A 15,021-nucleotide genomic window follows, 5' to 3' on the forward strand; every position below is an offset into this window, starting at 1 on the left:
CCACCCGGTATGACAAGCTCGCCGTCCGCTACGAAGCCACCCTCCACATCGCCGTCATCAACGACTGGCTGATCTGCCTTTGAGACACGCCCTAGGTGCCGCATGGATACCAGGACGGACTCACGCCGGCGCGTGGCGGCTCCGCGCGTCAAGGGGATGTTCGCGATCGCGTGGTCGCGCTGCGGCTTGCGTTCCAGCGGGCTGGGGCGGGTGATGGTTCGGTTAGGGGTGGGGTGTGGTGGGGCGGTAGCGGGCCTTGATGTGGACGCGTTCGCCCTGGGGGCCGAGGATGCTCAGGAACTCCACCGGACGGGTGTCGGCGTTGCCGAACCAGTGGGGGAGATGGGTGTCGAATTCGGCGACCTCGCCGGCGGTGAGGACGAAGTCCTGGTCACCGAGGACGAGGCGTAGCCGTCCGTTGAGGACGTACAGCCAGTGGTAGCCCTCGTGGGAGCGAGGATCGGGTTCGCGATCGGTCGGGCCGGCGGGGAGGATCTGCTTGAACGCCTGCAGCCCGCCGGGTTTGCGGGTCAGCGGGACGACGGTCATGCCGTTGCGGGTGAACGGCCGCGGAAACACCCGGGGGTCGGCGTCGGACGGGGCGCCGACGAGTTCGTCGAGCGGCATCTGGTAGGCCCTGGCCAGGGGCAGCAGGAGTTCCAGGCTCGGCTTGCGGTGCCCGGACTCCAGCCGGGACAGGGTGCTGACCGGGATGCCGGTGGTCTCCGACAGGGCGGTCAGCGTGGCTCCGCGGCGGCGTCGCAACTCGCGGAGCCGTGGTCCGACCGCGGCCAGGACGTCATCGAACTCCTCGCTCATGGGGTCACTGTGCCCGCGGATTTGCATTTTTTGCAAAGAACTTTGTCAGTTCGCCATGGGGGAGGCAGATTGACGGCGGAGGTGTCACGATGACCCAGCGACCCGGCCCGGCATCCCAGAAGACCGTCGCCCAGATCTGGGAAGAGCGGTATCGCAGCAGCGAACAGGTTTTCAGCGGCGAGCCCAATTCCGTGTTGGTCACCGAGGTCACTGGCCTGGCGCCAGGGCAGGCGCTTGACGTGGGGTGCGGTGAAGGCGCCGACGCACTCTGGCTGGCCCGGCACGGCTGGCACGTCACCGCGGTCGACGTCTCCCTGACCGCCCTGCAGCGCGCCGCAGCCGCGGACGTCACCGGCCGCGTGGCATGGGCACGTGCCGACCTGACCACCACGCCGCCCCCGGCCCGATCCTTCGACCTGGTGTCCGTCCAGTACTTCCCGCTCCCGCACCAACCGGGCCACACCGCGCTGCGAAGCCTGCTGGCCGCCGTCGCGCCCGGCGGCACCCTGCTCGTCGTCAGCCACGACCCGGCCGACCTGGCCCCGCGCCCCGGCTTCGACCCCGGCGACTACTACCAGCCCGACGACATCGCCAGGCTTCTCGATCAGGACTGGACGGTCCTGATCAACGAGTCCCGTCCGCGGAACGCCCCCGCGCCCGCCGGCACGCACCACACTCGCGACACCATCCTGCGCGCGCGACGCCTGCGGTAATCCGTCGCCGTTCACTTGCCGCTGCTCGGCGGGACGGCCTCTTCCGGGACGGTGTCCTTGTATATCGCCGCGGCGGCGGTCGCGATCATGGCCGTCACCTCCGCGAGTGGACGGGGCGCGTCACGGCCGGTCAGGGCGTCGTAGGTTTCGAAGCCGGTCAGCTGCCAGATCGTGTCGATCGCCTCGGGGGCGGGCGTGTCGGTGAAGCGGCGGAGCAGTTCGGTCAGGGCGGTGCGGCGCATCCGGTCGCGTTCGCGCAGCAGGCGGTCGAGGTCGCGGTCCAGGACGGCCATCCCGCGGAGCCTTCTGATGACGACCGGGTCGGAGTCCCAGAAGTGGCAGAAGGCGTTGGTGAACTCCGCCAGCGCCGCGGCCGCGTCGGGTGCGGTGAAGGCTTCCCGCATGTCCATGCCCGCGTTGGCGGCCAGCGAGTCGAACAGGCCCTCCAGCAGCCCGGACTTGGAGCCGAAGGCGTTGTAGACGGTCTGCCGTGACACGTCGGCGGCCTTGGCGACCGCGTCCACGGAGACCTGGGGGACCGAGCCGCCCGCCAGCAGTGTGCGCGCGGCCGCGAGGATCCGCCGCCGCGTCTCCTCCGCCGCCGCCCGCCGCTTGCCGGACTCGTACTTGCGCGGACTCATCCGCTTGACACCTCCAGATATTTAGATTTACTGTCTGTCCAATGAATGTTAGCAGCAAGTCCGCCGAGTCTCCTCCGACCGGCAGAACAGGAGCATGATCATGAACGTGTACCGTCCTCTCGACGGCCGGGTGGCGATCGTGACCGGCGCCAGCCGCGGCATCGGCGCCGCCACGGCCCGCGCCCTGCACCATGCCGGAGCCGGCGTCGTGCTCGCCGCCCGTGACGCTGCCGCGCTGTCCACCCTGGCAGGTGAGATCAACGACGAGGGCGGCCGCGCCCTGGACGTGCCGACCGACGTCACCGACCCGGAGGCGGTCCAGAGCCTCGTGCGGCGCGCGGTGGCGGAGTTCGGGCGGCTGGACGTCGCCGTCAACAACGCCGCGGGCGGCGGTCACCCGCCCACCCCGCTCGCCGAGGTCGACGTCGCCGACTACGACAGCGCCCTGGCGGTCAACCTGCGCGGCGTCTTCCTGGCCATGAAGTACGAGATCCCCGCCATGCTCGACTCCGGCGGCGGAGCCATCGTCAACATGGCCTCCACCGCGGGGCTGCAGGCCGTCGGCGGACTGGCCGGCTACGTTTCCAGCAAGTTCGCCCTCGTCGGCCTGACCAGGTCGGCGGCGCTCGACTACGCCACGGCCGGGATACGCGTCAACGCGCTCGCCCCCGGGCCGATCCTCACCGAGCAGCTCGAGCGCGCCGGCGCGCAGGCCCAGCAGATGGCCGGGCGGGCGATGCCCATGCAGCGGATCGGCGACCCCGGCGAAGTCGCGGCCGCCGCCGTGTGGCTGTCCTCGGACGCCGCGTCGTTCATCACCGGCGCCACCCTGCCGATCGACGGCGGCAAGCTCGCCGGCATGGCCCCCTTCGGCAAGCCCCCGGCCCCCGCGACCGGGCGGGAGGTCCCGGCATGAAGCTGCTCGTCCTGGGCCCGACCGGCAAGACCGGCGGCCACCTGCTCACGCAGGCGCTGGACGCCGGGCACGACGTCACGGCGCTGGCCCGCACCCCCGGCAAGATCACCATCAGCCGCCCGCGGCTTCGCGTCGTCCAGGGGGACGCGCTGGACGCCGCCTCGATCGAGGCGGCGATGCCCGGCCACGAGGCCGTCCTGTCGGCCCTCGGCGTGGCCTCGCGCGGGCCGACCACGGTGTACTCCCAAGGGGTCGCCAACATCCAGGCGGCCATGCAGGCCACCGGCGTACGGCGCCTGATCTGCATCTCCTCCGGGGGCATCGAGATCGGCCCGCAGGTGCCCATCGCGCAACGCCTGGTGATACGCCACATCGTCCAGCGCGTCTACCGGCACCCGTACGCCGACATGCGGCGCATGGAGGACGCGCTCCAGGCCGGCCCCCTGGACTGGACGGTCATCCGGGCGCCCATGCTCACCGACGGCCCCCGCACCCGCGATTACCGGTTCTCCAGCGACCGGCCGCTGCCCGACCAGTCCAAGATCTCGCGAGCGGACCTCGCCGACTTCATCCTCACCCACCTCACCGACACCGCGACCTACCGGACCCGTGTCGATATCTCCAACTGACCGGGCGTCTGGATGACGTGGCCCGCTCGCGCATGTGGTCCCGGGTCAGCGGCGGAACTGGCTGATCAGCGCGGCATAACCCGACTGTCCGAGCCCCTCGGCGGCGGCGCGTTCGGCGAGCGCCTTGATCTGGAGGGGCAGTGCGGGGTCGATTCCGTGTGCGGTGCTCTCGTCGACCAGGTGCGTCATGGCGGCCAGGTGGGTGGCGATCGTGGCGTCGTCTCCCGGGAAGGCGCCCGCGTCGATCTGTTCGGCGTAGCCGGCCAGCCAGCCGGTGGTGGTGGCGATACCGCCTTCGAGGACGGGAGTGAGCGCGGTCGCCGGCACTCCGGCGGCCTGGAGGAGCGCGGCACCGTGGAGGAAGGCGTTCAGGATGTTCCACATCACGGCCAGCACGGCGACGTCGTGGAGTGCGGCGAGGCCCGGATCGTCGCCGAGGAACGTCGGGGCGGCCAGCTTCCGCAGCGTCCGGCCGTGCTCGTCGAAGGCGCCCTTGTCGCCGGCGTAGAGGATGGCGGCGTCCCCCGAGCCGATGCCGCCGGGCGCGGCCATGATCGCTCCGTCGAGGTAGGCGATCTCGTGTTCGGCGGCCCAGGCGGCGAGGTCGCGGGCCTCGCCCGACGAGCCGGACGTCAGGTTGACCAGCGCATGTCCCCGCAGCTCGCCGGCGAGTGGCCGGACGAGTTCGCGGACGGCGTCGTTGTCGGTGACGCACACGACGACGAGCGAGCCGGCGGTGGCCGCTTCGGAGGCGGAACCGGCCGGGCGCGCACCGCGGTCGGCGAGGCCGGCGCCCTTGCCCGCGGACCGGTTCCACACCGTGGTCGGATGCCCGGCGGTGACGAACGCCTCGGCCAGGGCGTGGCCCATCAGCCCGAGACCCATGACGGTCACCGGCACGGCCGGATCGGATTCGGCGTGTACATGTTCTGTGGTGGTCATGCCGCTATCGTCAACGTTGACATCGGTATGAAGGTCAAGGACGGACGGGCATGCTGATCGGTGAGCTGAGCCGGAGGACCGACGTGCCGGCGCATCAACTGCGCTACTACGAGGCGCAGGGGCTTCTCGAACCGGCACGGGCCGCCAACGGGTACCGGGAGTACGGTGACGAGGCCGTGGTGACGGTCACCCAGATCCGCAGACTGCTGGAGGCCGGACTCTCGACCGAGGAGATCGCCTTCCTGCAACCCTGCGTCCAGGGGGAGAACCCCGACCTCGAGCCGTGTGCTGAGCTGCTGACCGCGCTCCGGCGGCGCCGCAGCAAGCTGGACCGGCGGATCGACACCCTGGTCCGGTCGCGGGACGCGCTCGACGCCTACATCCGCGTCACCGAGCAGAACGCGGACTCCCTCGCGCCGTCACCGGCCTGCGCCGCCGGCTGAAACCACCACGAACAGGGAGGCGCCATGGCGGACCAGAGGACCGGGTGGGGCGGGGATTTGTGGGCGGCCGCCGACCTGGTGACGCCGATGGCCATCCGGGTGGCGGCGACGTTGCGGCTGGCCGACCACATCGCCGCGGGCGCGCGGACGACCGACGCGCTGGCCGCGGCGGTGGACGCCGACCGCGACGCGCTCGGGCGCATGCTGGACCACCTGGTGACCGCGGGTGTCATGTCTCGTGCGGGAACCGGCACCTACGACCTGACGGCCATGGGCGAGCAGCTCCGTGACGACGATCCAGAAGGATTGCGGTCCTGGCTCGACATGGAGGGCGCCATCGGCCGCGCCGATCTCTGCTTCGTCGAGCTGCTGCACACCGTCCGTACCGGCGAGCCCGCGTTCCCGCGCCGGTTCGGCCGGGCGTTCTGGGACGACCTGTCGGCCGACTCCGGACGGGCGGCGTCGTTCGACGCCCTGATGGGAGCCCGGCTGGCGGCGGACATGCCCGCTGTGGCCGCCGCCTACCCGTGGGGCACGCTCGGCCACCTCGTCGACGTGGGCGGCGGCAACGCCAGCCTGCTGATCGCCGTCCTTCGCGCCCATGGCGACCTGCGCGGGACGGTGATCGACCTGGCCGGGCCGGCGGCACGCGCCGAACAGGCCATCGCCTCGGCCGGCCTCGGCCACCGGGCCCGCGCCCAGGCCGGCAGCTTCTTCGACGCCCTTCCCGCCGGTGCCGGCGGCTACCTGCTCTCCGGCGTCCTCCACGACTGGGACGACGAGGACGCCGTCCGCATCTTGCGGCGGTGCGCCGACGCAGCGTCGGATACGGGCAAGGTCCTCGTCCTGGACCACCTGAGCGATGCCCACGGCACGACGCACACCGAGGGGGACCTGCGCATGCTCTGCTACGTCCGCGGCCGGGAACGGACCCTCGACCGGCTGGGCGAGCTGGCCGAGTCGGCCGGCCTGCGGGTCGGCTCGGTCATGCCGGTCGGTTCGCGCTCGATCATCGAGATGCATCCCTCCCGCTGAGCCATGGACCTCACGGGCGGCCGCCGAACGCCCAGTCGTGGACCTCGATGGCGGCGTACCGGTCCGGAGGCAGGACGGCGCGTGCCGTGTCCGGGTCCGGGGCCCGGATCAGCACCGCCGTGCCGAGCCAGGTCGCGCCGTCGTCGGACAGCAGCGGCCCGTACGCGATCAGCTCGTCCCGATCGGGCGGGGCGTCGAGGTCGGCGGCCCGTCCCGAGCCGAGGCCGAGCACCAGGTACCGGTCGCCGCCGGTTCGGCCGCCGGGAAAGTCCCACATGGTGCGTCCCAGCATGTTGCGCCACCGGCGCAGCATCACGTCCCTGTACGCGCCGGCCTGGTAGTTGGGCTCGTCGAAGGCGAACGCGCGGGCGGCGGCGGGATCCGGCAGGTCGAGGATGTGCACACTGCCGGTGGGCGTGTCGCCGGCGGTGAACGTCGGGCCGCGGGCGATCATCTGCGCCGCGTACCCGTCCATATAGGACCAGTGCTCTTCCGCCAGTTCGTAGCGCAGCGCCATTGAGCCGGGCCGGTCGCGGTGATAGCAGAAGAACTCCATGCCCGTAGTCTTCTATGACTCGGCCCCCGCCGCCGACCCGGGCGGCGATCACGGCCGGACGGCATCGGACGCGCGCGGCCGACGTGTCGGCGGCAGCAGCCCCCGGATCCTGCTGAGCGGGACGCGCGCGTTCACCCGCGGGGGCTCTGGCCACAATGCGACGAACACACACTTGCCCCCGATGCCGGTGTCCGTGACCAGGAGCGGATCTTTGACGCTGAACCTCGCCACCCTGTACGAAGCCGTCGCCCGCGTGGTGCCCGACCGGCCCGCGGTCACCTGCGGCGCCGTGACCCGCACCTACGCCGAACTGGACCGGCGCGCGAACCGGCTCGCCGCCCATCTGGTGAAGGCGGGCATCGAGCCGGGACAGCATGTCGGCGTGTACATGCTCAACAGCGTCGAGTACGTCGAGGTGATGCTGGCCTGCTTCAAGGCCAGGGCGGTGCCGGTCAACATCAACTACCGCTACGTCGAATCAGAGCTGCTCTACCTGTTCGAGGACGCTCAGCTGCACGCGCTCGTGGTCGAGTCGACGTACGCGCGCGGCGTCGCGGCCCTGGCCGACCGCACCACCCATCTGCGCCACGTGCTCGTCGTCGGTGACGGCGGCGACGCCGAGCCGGTGCCCTGGCCCGAGCAGCTTGCGGTGGCGGAGTACGAAGAGGCGCTGGCGGCGTGGCCGGGGGAGCGCGGCCCTCGCACGGACCTGACCGGCGACGACCGGTTCGTCCTGTACACGGGCGGCACCACCGGGATGCCCAAGGGCGTGGTCTGGCGCCACGAGGACTTCTTCTTCGCCGCCCTCCTCGGCGCGAACCCGTACGGCGAGCCGCACACCTCCGTCGAGGACGTCGCCGGGGCCGTCCAGGGCGCGTCTGCCCTGACCTACCTGATAGCGATGCCGCTCATGCACGGCGCAGCCAGTTACACGCTGTTCATAGGGTTGTTCGGCGGCGCCCACATGGTCCTCCTGCGTGGCTTCGACGCCGTGGAGATCCTGCGGAGCGTCGAGCGGCACGGCGTCCAGGTCCTCGGCCTGGTCGGCGACGCGCAGGCCCGTCCGCTGGTAGAGGCGCTGCGCGACCGCGGGGACGAGTTCGACCTCTCGTCGCTCTTCGTCGTCGGCTCGGGCGGCGCGATCCTCTCGCAGTCCACCCAGGACGCGCTCAAGGAGCGGCTTCCGGACATCATGGTCCGCAACAGCTTCGGCGCTTCGGAGTCCGGCGCCGACGGAGTCATCGTCACGGGCGAGGACGGCCTCATGCGGCTGCAGCCCTCGCCGGCGGTGCGGGTGGTCGACGATCAGCACGACGACGTGGCGCCCGGCAGCGGACGGCTGGGCCGCCTGGCCCGCAGCGGGCACGTGCCGCTCGCCTACTTCAACGATCCGGAGAAGTCGAGCGCGACGTTCCCGGTCATCGACGGGGTGCGCTGGGTGGTGCTTGGCGACCTGGCCGAGGTCGAGGCCGACGGCACCATCGTGGTGCACGGCCGCGGCTCCGGGTGCATCAATTCCGGTGGGGAGAAGATCTTCCCGGAGGAGGTCGAGCAGGCGCTCAAGGCGCATCCCGCCGTGATGGACGCCCTCGTCGCCGGGGTGCCCGACGAGCGGTTCGGCCACCGGGTCGGCGCCGTGGTCGAGTTGCGCCGGGGGAACGCACACCTCGACCCGGAGGAACTGCGCACGCATTGCCGCTCGACGCTCGCCGGATACAAGGTTCCGGCGGTGATCGAGATCGTGGAGCAGGTGCGGCGCTCGCCCAGCGGCAAGGCCGACTACCGGTGGGCGAAACACACCCTGGCTCCCGGCGCCGCCTGACGCCGGAGCCGCGGCGGCCGCTCTGCGTTGACCCGGCCCGGCGTCAGCGGGCCTTCCGGCCGCGCCGTGCGTTCCCCGGCCGGCGCCCGGTGGCGCCCCGAACAGCACTTTCGACGCCCCGCCCGAGGTGGGTGAGTTCTGCGCCGGCGCCCGCGGGCCTTGACGGACTCCGCCCAGGGCGTTGCGCAGAGCGGAACAGTATTCCACAATGGCGAACGTGATTCCTGGAAAGCGCGCGGCTCCGCGGTTGCCGTTCGCGGTCTACGCGCTGACCCTGGCCGTCTTCGTCGTGGGCACGGACAAGGACCTGATCGTCGGGGTGCTTCCTGGGATCGCACGGGAGCTCGACGTCTCGGTCGCGACGGCGGGGCAGCTGGCCACGGTGTTCGCCGTCACCTACGCGATCGGCGCCCCCGTCCTGGCGGCCCTCACCGCGGACATGGACCGGCGCCGCCTGCTGGTGAGCGCCATCGTCGTGTTCGCGGTGGCGAACGTCGCCTCGGCGGCGGCGCCCGGGTACGCGTTCCTTCTCGGCTCGCGGGTGGCGGCGGCCCTGGGCGCCGCGTTGTACACACCCGCCGCGATGGCGACGGCGGCGGCCGTGGCGCCCGCGGGCACGACCGGGCGGGCCCTCGGCGTCGTGACGGCCGGGTTCTCCGCCGCGGCGATCCTGGGCGTGCCGGCCGGTGCCCTCCTCGCCTCGGCCGCCGGCTGGCGGACCGCCTTCGTGATGATCGCGGTGCTGGCCGTGCTCGCCGGGGCCGCGCTGTCCGGCGGCCTCCGCGACGTGCCCGGCACCGAAGCGGCCGGGCTCGGCGACCGGATCCGCGTGCTGCGCGACGCGCCGGTGCTGCGGGTCCTGGGCGTCAGCGCCCTCGTCCAGTGCGCCGGGTTCACCGTCCTGCTGTACCTCGGGCCGCTGCTCGCCGCGACCGCGGGCGTCACCGGCCCGCAGCTCGCCACCGTGCTGATCGTTTTCGGCGCGGCGGGCCTGCTCGGCACCACCGCGGCCGGCCGGTGGAGCGACCGCTTCGGCGCGGAGCGGGTCCTCGGCGTCGCCCTCGCGTGGCTGCTCGTATCGCTCCTGGTGTTCGGCATGGTCGCGCGGAACCTGATCGGCGTCCACGTCGCGGTGGGCGTCTGGGCCGTGGCCGCCTGGATGGTCTCGGTCCCGCAGCAGGCCCGCCTCCTGCGCGCCGCCCCGGGCGCCGCCACGGTGGCGATCTCGTTGAACTCCTCGGCCATGTACCTGGGATCGGCGTTCGCCGGCGGGCTCGGCGGCGCGGTCCTCGCGGGCTGGGACGCCGAGGCACTGCCGCTGGTCGCGGCGGGTCTCACCGCGGTCGCCGCGGTCGTGTTCGCCATCGACACCCTCATGACGCGGGCACCGGGAGTCCGGTCGCCTCCCCGGACCGGCCCGGACCCGGGCAGGGCCGGGGACCGGGCGCGGTGACGGAGGCCGTCCTTCGCTACACGACGATGAGAAGCGGGTTCTGCAGGAGGGTGGCCAGACGGTCCAGGAACTTGGCGGCCGTCGCGCCGTCGGTGGCGCGGTGATCGACCGACAGGGTGATCGCCATGCGCTTGCCGGGGACGACCTGGCCGTCGCGCACGACCGGCTCGTCCCGGACCGCGCCCACGGCGAGGATCGCCGCCTCCGGCGGGTTGATCACCGCGGAGAACGAGTCGACGCCGAACATGCCGAGGTTGCTGACGCTGAACGTGCCGCCGCTCATCTCCGCGGGCGAGAGCCTGCCTTCGCGGGCCTTGCCGGCCAGGTCGCGGGTCTCCTGGCCGATCTGCGAGACGCTCTTGCGGTCCGCGTCCTTGATGACCGGGACGACCAGGCCGTCCTCGACCGCCACCGCGATCCCCACGTGGACGCGCTTGTGGAAGAGCAGGCTCTCCTCGGTGTAGGAGACGTTGACGGCCGGGTGCTCGCGCAGAGCGGTCGCCGCGGCCTTCACGATCAGGTCGTTCACGCTGACCTTGGACGGAGCGAGCGCCTCGTTCAGCGTGGCGCGGAAGGCCAGCAGCGCCTCGGCGTCCACCTCGCGGTTGAGGTAGAAGTGCGGCGCCTCGCGCTTGCTCTGGGTGAGGCGCTTGGCCGCGACCTTGCGGAAGCGGTTCAGGGGGACGGCCTCGACGTCCGGATCGTCGGCCTGCGCCTTGACGGGCGGCGCGGTGGCGGCCGGAGCCGGGACGGGCACGGGGGCCGGTGCCCCGGCGCGGATCGCGGCCTCGATGTCGGCGCGTACGATGCGTCCAGCCGGGCCCGAGCCGTTCAGCGTCGTCAGGTCGATGCCGTGGTCGCGGGCCAGCCTCCGCGCCAGCGGCGACGACGGCGGACGGGACGCCCCGGCGGCGCGCTGGGGCGCCGGGGCGGGGGTCGCGGGTGCGGCCGGTTCCGGCTCGGCGGCGGGCGCGGGCTCCGCTGCGGCGGCCGGTTCCGGTTCCGCGGCCGGTTCGGGCGCGGCGGGCGCGGCGCCGCCCACCGGGACGATCACGGCGATGGGGGCGCCGATCGCGGCGGTCTCCCCTTCGGCGACGAGGATCTTGTCGAGGACGCCCGCCTCGTACGCCTCGTACTCCATGACCGCCTTGTCGGTCTCGATGTCGACGATGACGTCGCCGACCGCGATCTCGTCCCCCGGCTGCTTCTGCCAGGAGCTGATGACGCCCTCTTCCATGGTGTCGGAGAGGCGGGGCATGAGGATCTCGGTCATGACGCGGGCTCCAGGATCGGACGGCCGGTCGCGCGGAGCGTGTCGCGGACGGCGGTGAGCAGGGATCCGGCGGACGGCAGCGCCGCCGTCTCCAGGGACTTGGCGTAGGGGAGCGGCACCTCGGCCATCGCGACGCGGCGGACGGGCGCGTCCAGCCAGTCGAACGCGCCCTCCTGGATGGTCGCGGCGATCTCGGCGCCGATGCCGTAGGTGAGCCAGTCGTCCTCGGCGACGACGGCGGAGCCGGTCTTGCGGACGGAGTCGACGACGGTCCGCCGGTCCAGCGGGCGGAGGCTGCGCAGGTCCACGACCTCGGCGGAGACGCCCTCGGCGGCCAGGGTCTCGGCGACCTCGGCGGCGACGCGGGCCATCCGGGAGTAGCCGATGATCGTGATGTCGGTGCCGGGCCGGGTGACGGCGGCGCGGCCGATCTCGGCGGGCTCGACGTCCTCGATCGCGGGGACTTCGCCCTTGGTGTTGTAGAGGGCGAGGTTCTCCAGGAACAGCACCGGGTCGTCGTCGCGGATCGCGGCCTTCAGCATCGCGGACGCCTCGGCGGGCGTGGACGGCGCGACGACCTTCAGGCCGGGGATGAACGAGTAGAACAGCTCGACGTTCTGCGAGTGGGTGGCGCCGAGCTGCTGGCCGCCGCCGCCGGGGGTGCGGATCACCATCGGGACGCTGGCCTGCCCGCCGAACATGCCGTAGATCTTCGCGGCGTGGTTGACGATCTGGTCCAGCGCCAGCAGCGAGAAGTTGATCGTCATGATCTCCACGACGGGGCGGAGGCCGAGCATCGCGGCGCCGATCGCGGCGCCGACGAAGCCCTCCTCGGCGATCGGGGTGTCGCGCACGCGGCGCGGCCCGAACTCCTTCAGCAGCCCCTCGGTGATCTTGTAGGAGCCTTCGAAGAGACCGATCTCCTCGCCCATCAGGAAGACGTCGCCGTCCCGGAGCATCTCGGCGCGGAGGGTGTCCCGGAGGGCCTGGCGGTAGGTCATGGTTGCCATGAGCGTGCTCCTCAGGAACCGAATACGGGGTCGGCGGGCAGCCGGCGCAGCTCGCCGGGGACGGGGGTGGCGTAGGTGTAGTCGAACAGCGTCGACACGTCGGGCTCGGGGCTGTCGTCGGCGAAGGCGGCGGCCGCGTCGATCTCGGCGGTGACCTCCGCGTCGAGGCGGTCGCGTTCGTCGGCGGAAAGGACTCCGGCCTCCTCCAGCTCCAGCGCCATGCGGGCCAGTGGGTCGGCGGCCTTGAGGGCCTGCTTCTCCTCCTTGGACCGGTAGCGGGCCGGGTCGACGACGGAGTGGCCCTTCAGCCGGGGGCTGAGGGTCTCCAGCAGGTACGGCTTGCTCTCGGTGCGGGCGCGTTCGACGGCGGCGCGCGCGGCGTCCCGGACGGCGATCACGTCGGTGCCGTCCACGCGGGCGCTCTCGATCCGGTAGGCGGCGCCGCGCCGGTACAGCTCCGGCTCGGCGGAGGAGTTCTCCACGGTCGTGCCCATGCCCAGGCCGTTGTTGACCACGACGAAGACGACCGGGAGGTCCCACAGGCCGGCGATGTTCAGCGACTCGTGGAACGCGCCGATCGCGGCCGTGCCGTCGCCCATGTGGCACATGACGACGTCGTCGCCGCCCCTGTAGGAGACGGCGAGCGCCGCGCCGGTGGCGAGGGGGAGCTGCCCGCCGACGATGCCGTACCCGCCGAGCAGCCGCGCCTCGGCGTCGAACAGGTGCATCGATCCGCCCCAGCCCTTGGACACGCCGGTCGAGCGGCCGTAAAGCTCGGCCATGACGCGGTTCGCATCGATGCCCTTGCTGAGGGCGTAGCCGTGCTCGCGGTAGTTGGTGAACAGGTAGTCGGTGGGCCGCAGCGCCGCCATCAGGCCGACGACCGTGGCCTCCTCGCCGAGGTTCAGATGGCAGTAGCCGCCGATCTTGGCCTCGGTGTAGGCGCGGCCGGCCCGCTCCTCGAAACGCCGGATCAGCAGCATCTGCCGGTAGTAGCCGACGAGCGTCTCGGCGTCCGCCGGCGGGACGGGCGCCTCCGGCGACGTGGCGGCGGCCGCGGGCGATGATCCGGTGGGCTTCGACGGCGCGGTCTTCGACGGTGCGGGTTTCGACGACGAGGCGCGGGCCTTGGGCGGCCGGGTGCCGGTCGTCCTCCGGCCGCGGGCCGGGGCGCCTGCACCGGTCGAGGCCGTGCTGGTCGAGCCCGTGCTGGTCGACGGGACGGTCTCAGTCATCGGCGACCTTCCTTCTTCGGGGGCGGCGCCATAGGATCGCCACGACGCTCACCGATCATCATTGATCTATGATCGATCATATTCTACCCGTCAAGACCCACTTACCGAATCTGCGTCTAACATGTGATTCCGTGAACGCGCCCATCCCCGCCCCGCTGCTGCGCACCGGACTCGCCGACCAGATCCGGGAGTTCATCGTGGAGGGCATCAGCTCCGGGCGGTGGGAGCCCGGCGAACGCCTCGTCGAGCGCCGCATCGCGACCGAGCTCGGCGTCAGCCAGGGGCCCGTCCGGGAGGCGCTGCGCCAGCTGGAGGCGCAGCGGCTGATCGAGTCGCTGCCGAACCGGGGCGCCCGCGTCCGCGAGTTCACCGAGCGGGACCTCGCCGAGATCTTCCCCGTCCGGGCCGGGTTGGAGCGGACGGCCGCGGAGCTCGCCCTGCCGCGTTTCTCGGACGGCTGCCTGGACGCCCTGGAGGAGCACAACCGGCTGCTCGGCGAGGCCGTGCGGGACGGTGACCTCCAGGAGCAGATGCGCCTCAGCATCGCCTTCCACCGCGAGATCGTCGAGACGGCGGGCAACCGGCTGCTCGTCTCGGTCTGGGAGGGCCTCGGGATCGAGCTGTGGACGACGCTGTCCCTGCGCCTCCACCAGACCGAGATCTACTCCAAGTCGGCCGAGCACGCCGAGCTGATCGAGGCGTTCCGCCGCCGCGACCCGCAGGCGCCGCGGCTGCTGCACGAGCACGTCATGAACTACGCGCCCTGATCACCGCCTCCCGCGATCACTCCTTCTCGCGGTAGGCCTTCGTGAGCTGCGCCTCGGCGTCGTCCAGGTAGGACCGCAGCTCCCGTTCGGCCGCCGTGAGGTCGCCCCGCGCGATCAGGTCGTGGAGGCGGCGGTTGCGGGCGAGGTAGGGCTCGTGGAACTCGCGCGGCGAGCCCATCTCGTGGAAGACCAGGCGCATCTCGGCGAGCAGGAGCCGGGTCATCTCGTCCACGCGCGGGCTGCCCACCAGCGCGGCGATCGCCTGGTGGAAGCGGATGTCGGCGGTGCCCACGTCCGCCCACTCGCCGTCCGCGGCGGCGCGCTCGCCGTCGAGGACGGCGGCCTCCACCCGGGCGAGCGCCTCGCGGGGGGCGTCCGGCGCGCACCGCACGCCCTCGCACTCCAGGATCCGCCTGACCCGGTAGAGGTCGGCCAGCCCGTCGGCGGTGACGCGGCGCACGAACACGCCGCGGTTGAACTCGTGGACGAGCAGCCGCTCCTGGGCGAGCAGGCGGAACGCCTCCCGCACGGTGTTGCGCGACACCTTCAGCGCGTCGCCCAGTTCCTCCTCGCGGACCCGCTCGCCGGGGGCCAGCCGCCCGTCGGTGATCTTCTCGCGGAGCAGTTCGGCGATCCTCGCGGCGGTGCTGGTCCGGTCGAGGTCGTGCCGGGCGGCCGCCATGTCGGTCAGCCATGAACCCTGCGCCGGCACGGGCATCGACCACCTTCCGGGATCGGCGCGGGGCTGCCGCGCCGGAACGAGTGCG

The 15,021-nt window shown here is 72.4% G+C and carries 16 protein-coding genes; 8 read left to right on the plus strand and 8 right to left on the minus strand.

What is annotated here, in order from left to right; translation table 11 throughout:
• Positions 1-222 precede the first annotated feature (222 nt).
• The gene (locus AB0C35_RS39845) at positions 223-819 is read right to left on the minus strand and encodes an XRE family transcriptional regulator (RefSeq protein ID WP_358467646.1); all 597 of its coding nucleotides are present in this window, start codon (positions 817-819) and stop codon (positions 223-225) included.
• Positions 820-908: 89 nt separating this feature from the next.
• On the opposite strand from AB0C35_RS39845, the gene AB0C35_RS39850 reads away from it, so the two are divergent.
• On the plus strand, positions 909-1,532 hold the full coding sequence (locus tag AB0C35_RS39850; RefSeq protein WP_358467649.1) for a class I SAM-dependent methyltransferase: 624 nt from the start codon (positions 909-911) through the stop codon (positions 1,530-1,532).
• Between the two features lie 11 nt (positions 1,533-1,543).
• On the opposite strand, the gene AB0C35_RS39855 is transcribed toward AB0C35_RS39850, so the two are convergent.
• Positions 1,544-2,173 (minus strand): TetR/AcrR family transcriptional regulator, encoded by a 630-nt coding sequence (locus AB0C35_RS39855; protein ID WP_358467652.1) that lies wholly within the window; start codon positions 2,171-2,173, stop codon positions 1,544-1,546.
• 100 nt (positions 2,174-2,273) lie between these two features.
• On the opposite strand from AB0C35_RS39855, the gene AB0C35_RS39860 reads away from it, so the two are divergent.
• Together AB0C35_RS39860 and AB0C35_RS39865 are read left to right on the plus strand one after the other, a co-directional pair.
• On the plus strand, positions 2,274-3,089 hold the full coding sequence (locus AB0C35_RS39860) for a glucose 1-dehydrogenase (protein ID WP_358467656.1): 816 nt from the start codon (positions 2,274-2,276) through the stop codon (positions 3,087-3,089).
• Entirely contained in the window at positions 3,086-3,718 is a 633-nt protein-coding gene (locus AB0C35_RS39865; RefSeq protein WP_358467659.1) for an SDR family oxidoreductase, read from the plus strand. The genes AB0C35_RS39860 and AB0C35_RS39865 overlap by 4 nt, the downstream gene beginning before the upstream one ends.
• Positions 3,719-3,763: 45 nt before the next feature.
• On the opposite strand, the gene AB0C35_RS39870 is transcribed toward AB0C35_RS39865, so the two are convergent.
• A complete protein-coding gene (locus AB0C35_RS39870; RefSeq protein WP_358467661.1) occupies positions 3,764-4,660 on the minus strand; it encodes an NAD(P)-binding domain-containing protein in 897 nt (298 codons plus the stop codon).
• A 50-nt stretch (positions 4,661-4,710) separates the two neighbouring features.
• Here AB0C35_RS39870 and AB0C35_RS39875 point away from each other — a divergent pair, with 50 nt between their 5' ends.
• The gene (locus tag AB0C35_RS39875; protein ID WP_358467664.1) at positions 4,711-5,103 is read left to right on the plus strand and encodes a MerR family transcriptional regulator; all 393 of its coding nucleotides are present in this window, start codon (positions 4,711-4,713) and stop codon (positions 5,101-5,103) included.
• 24 nt (positions 5,104-5,127) lie between these two features.
• Positions 5,128-6,138, plus strand: coding sequence for a methyltransferase (locus AB0C35_RS39880; RefSeq protein ID WP_358467665.1), 1,011 nt, complete (start codon positions 5,128-5,130; stop codon positions 6,136-6,138).
• Between the two features lie 10 nt (positions 6,139-6,148).
• Here AB0C35_RS39880 and AB0C35_RS39885 read toward each other — a convergent pair whose 3' ends face one another.
• A complete protein-coding gene (locus AB0C35_RS39885) occupies positions 6,149-6,694 on the minus strand; it encodes a YciI family protein (RefSeq protein ID WP_358467668.1) in 546 nt (181 codons plus the stop codon).
• Between the two features lie 211 nt (positions 6,695-6,905).
• On the opposite strand from AB0C35_RS39885, the gene AB0C35_RS39890 reads away from it, so the two are divergent.
• Positions 6,906-8,516, plus strand: coding sequence for an acyl-CoA synthetase (locus AB0C35_RS39890; protein ID WP_358467670.1), 1,611 nt, complete (start codon positions 6,906-6,908; stop codon positions 8,514-8,516).
• Positions 8,517-8,733: 217 nt separating this feature from the next.
• A complete protein-coding gene (locus AB0C35_RS39895; RefSeq protein ID WP_358467673.1) occupies positions 8,734-9,969 on the plus strand; it encodes an MFS transporter in 1,236 nt (411 codons plus the stop codon).
• Positions 9,970-9,985: 16 nt separating this feature from the next.
• Here the strand turns inward: AB0C35_RS39895 and AB0C35_RS39900 are convergent, their stop codons facing one another.
• From AB0C35_RS39900 to pdhA, 3 genes are read right to left on the minus strand one after another with little or no spacing between them, the layout of a single operon-like run.
• The gene (locus AB0C35_RS39900; protein ID WP_358467676.1) at positions 9,986-11,242 is read right to left on the minus strand and encodes a dihydrolipoamide acetyltransferase family protein; all 1,257 of its coding nucleotides are present in this window, start codon (positions 11,240-11,242) and stop codon (positions 9,986-9,988) included.
• The gene (locus AB0C35_RS39905) at positions 11,239-12,252 is read right to left on the minus strand and encodes an alpha-ketoacid dehydrogenase subunit beta (protein WP_358467678.1); all 1,014 of its coding nucleotides are present in this window, start codon (positions 12,250-12,252) and stop codon (positions 11,239-11,241) included. Before AB0C35_RS39905 ends, AB0C35_RS39900 begins: the two co-directional genes overlap by 4 nt.
• 11 nt (positions 12,253-12,263) lie before the next feature.
• Positions 12,264-13,487, minus strand: coding sequence for a pyruvate dehydrogenase (acetyl-transferring) E1 component subunit alpha (gene pdhA / locus AB0C35_RS39910; RefSeq protein ID WP_358467681.1), 1,224 nt, complete (start codon positions 13,485-13,487; stop codon positions 12,264-12,266).
• Positions 13,488-13,618: 131 nt separating this feature from the next.
• Between pdhA and AB0C35_RS39915 the strand changes: the two genes are divergently transcribed.
• On the plus strand, positions 13,619-14,254 hold the full coding sequence (locus AB0C35_RS39915; protein WP_358467684.1) for a GntR family transcriptional regulator: 636 nt from the start codon (positions 13,619-13,621) through the stop codon (positions 14,252-14,254).
• A gap of 16 nt (positions 14,255-14,270) precedes the next feature.
• On the opposite strand, the gene AB0C35_RS39920 is transcribed toward AB0C35_RS39915, so the two are convergent.
• Positions 14,271-14,972, minus strand: a complete 702-nt coding sequence (locus AB0C35_RS39920; RefSeq protein ID WP_358467687.1) for a GntR family transcriptional regulator — start codon at positions 14,970-14,972, stop codon at positions 14,271-14,273.
• Positions 14,973-15,021: the final 49 nt, after the last annotated feature.

This window comes from Spirillospora sp. NPDC048819 (assembly GCF_040650055.1).
Lineage (GTDB): Bacteria > Actinomycetota > Actinomycetes > Streptosporangiales > Streptosporangiaceae > Spirillospora.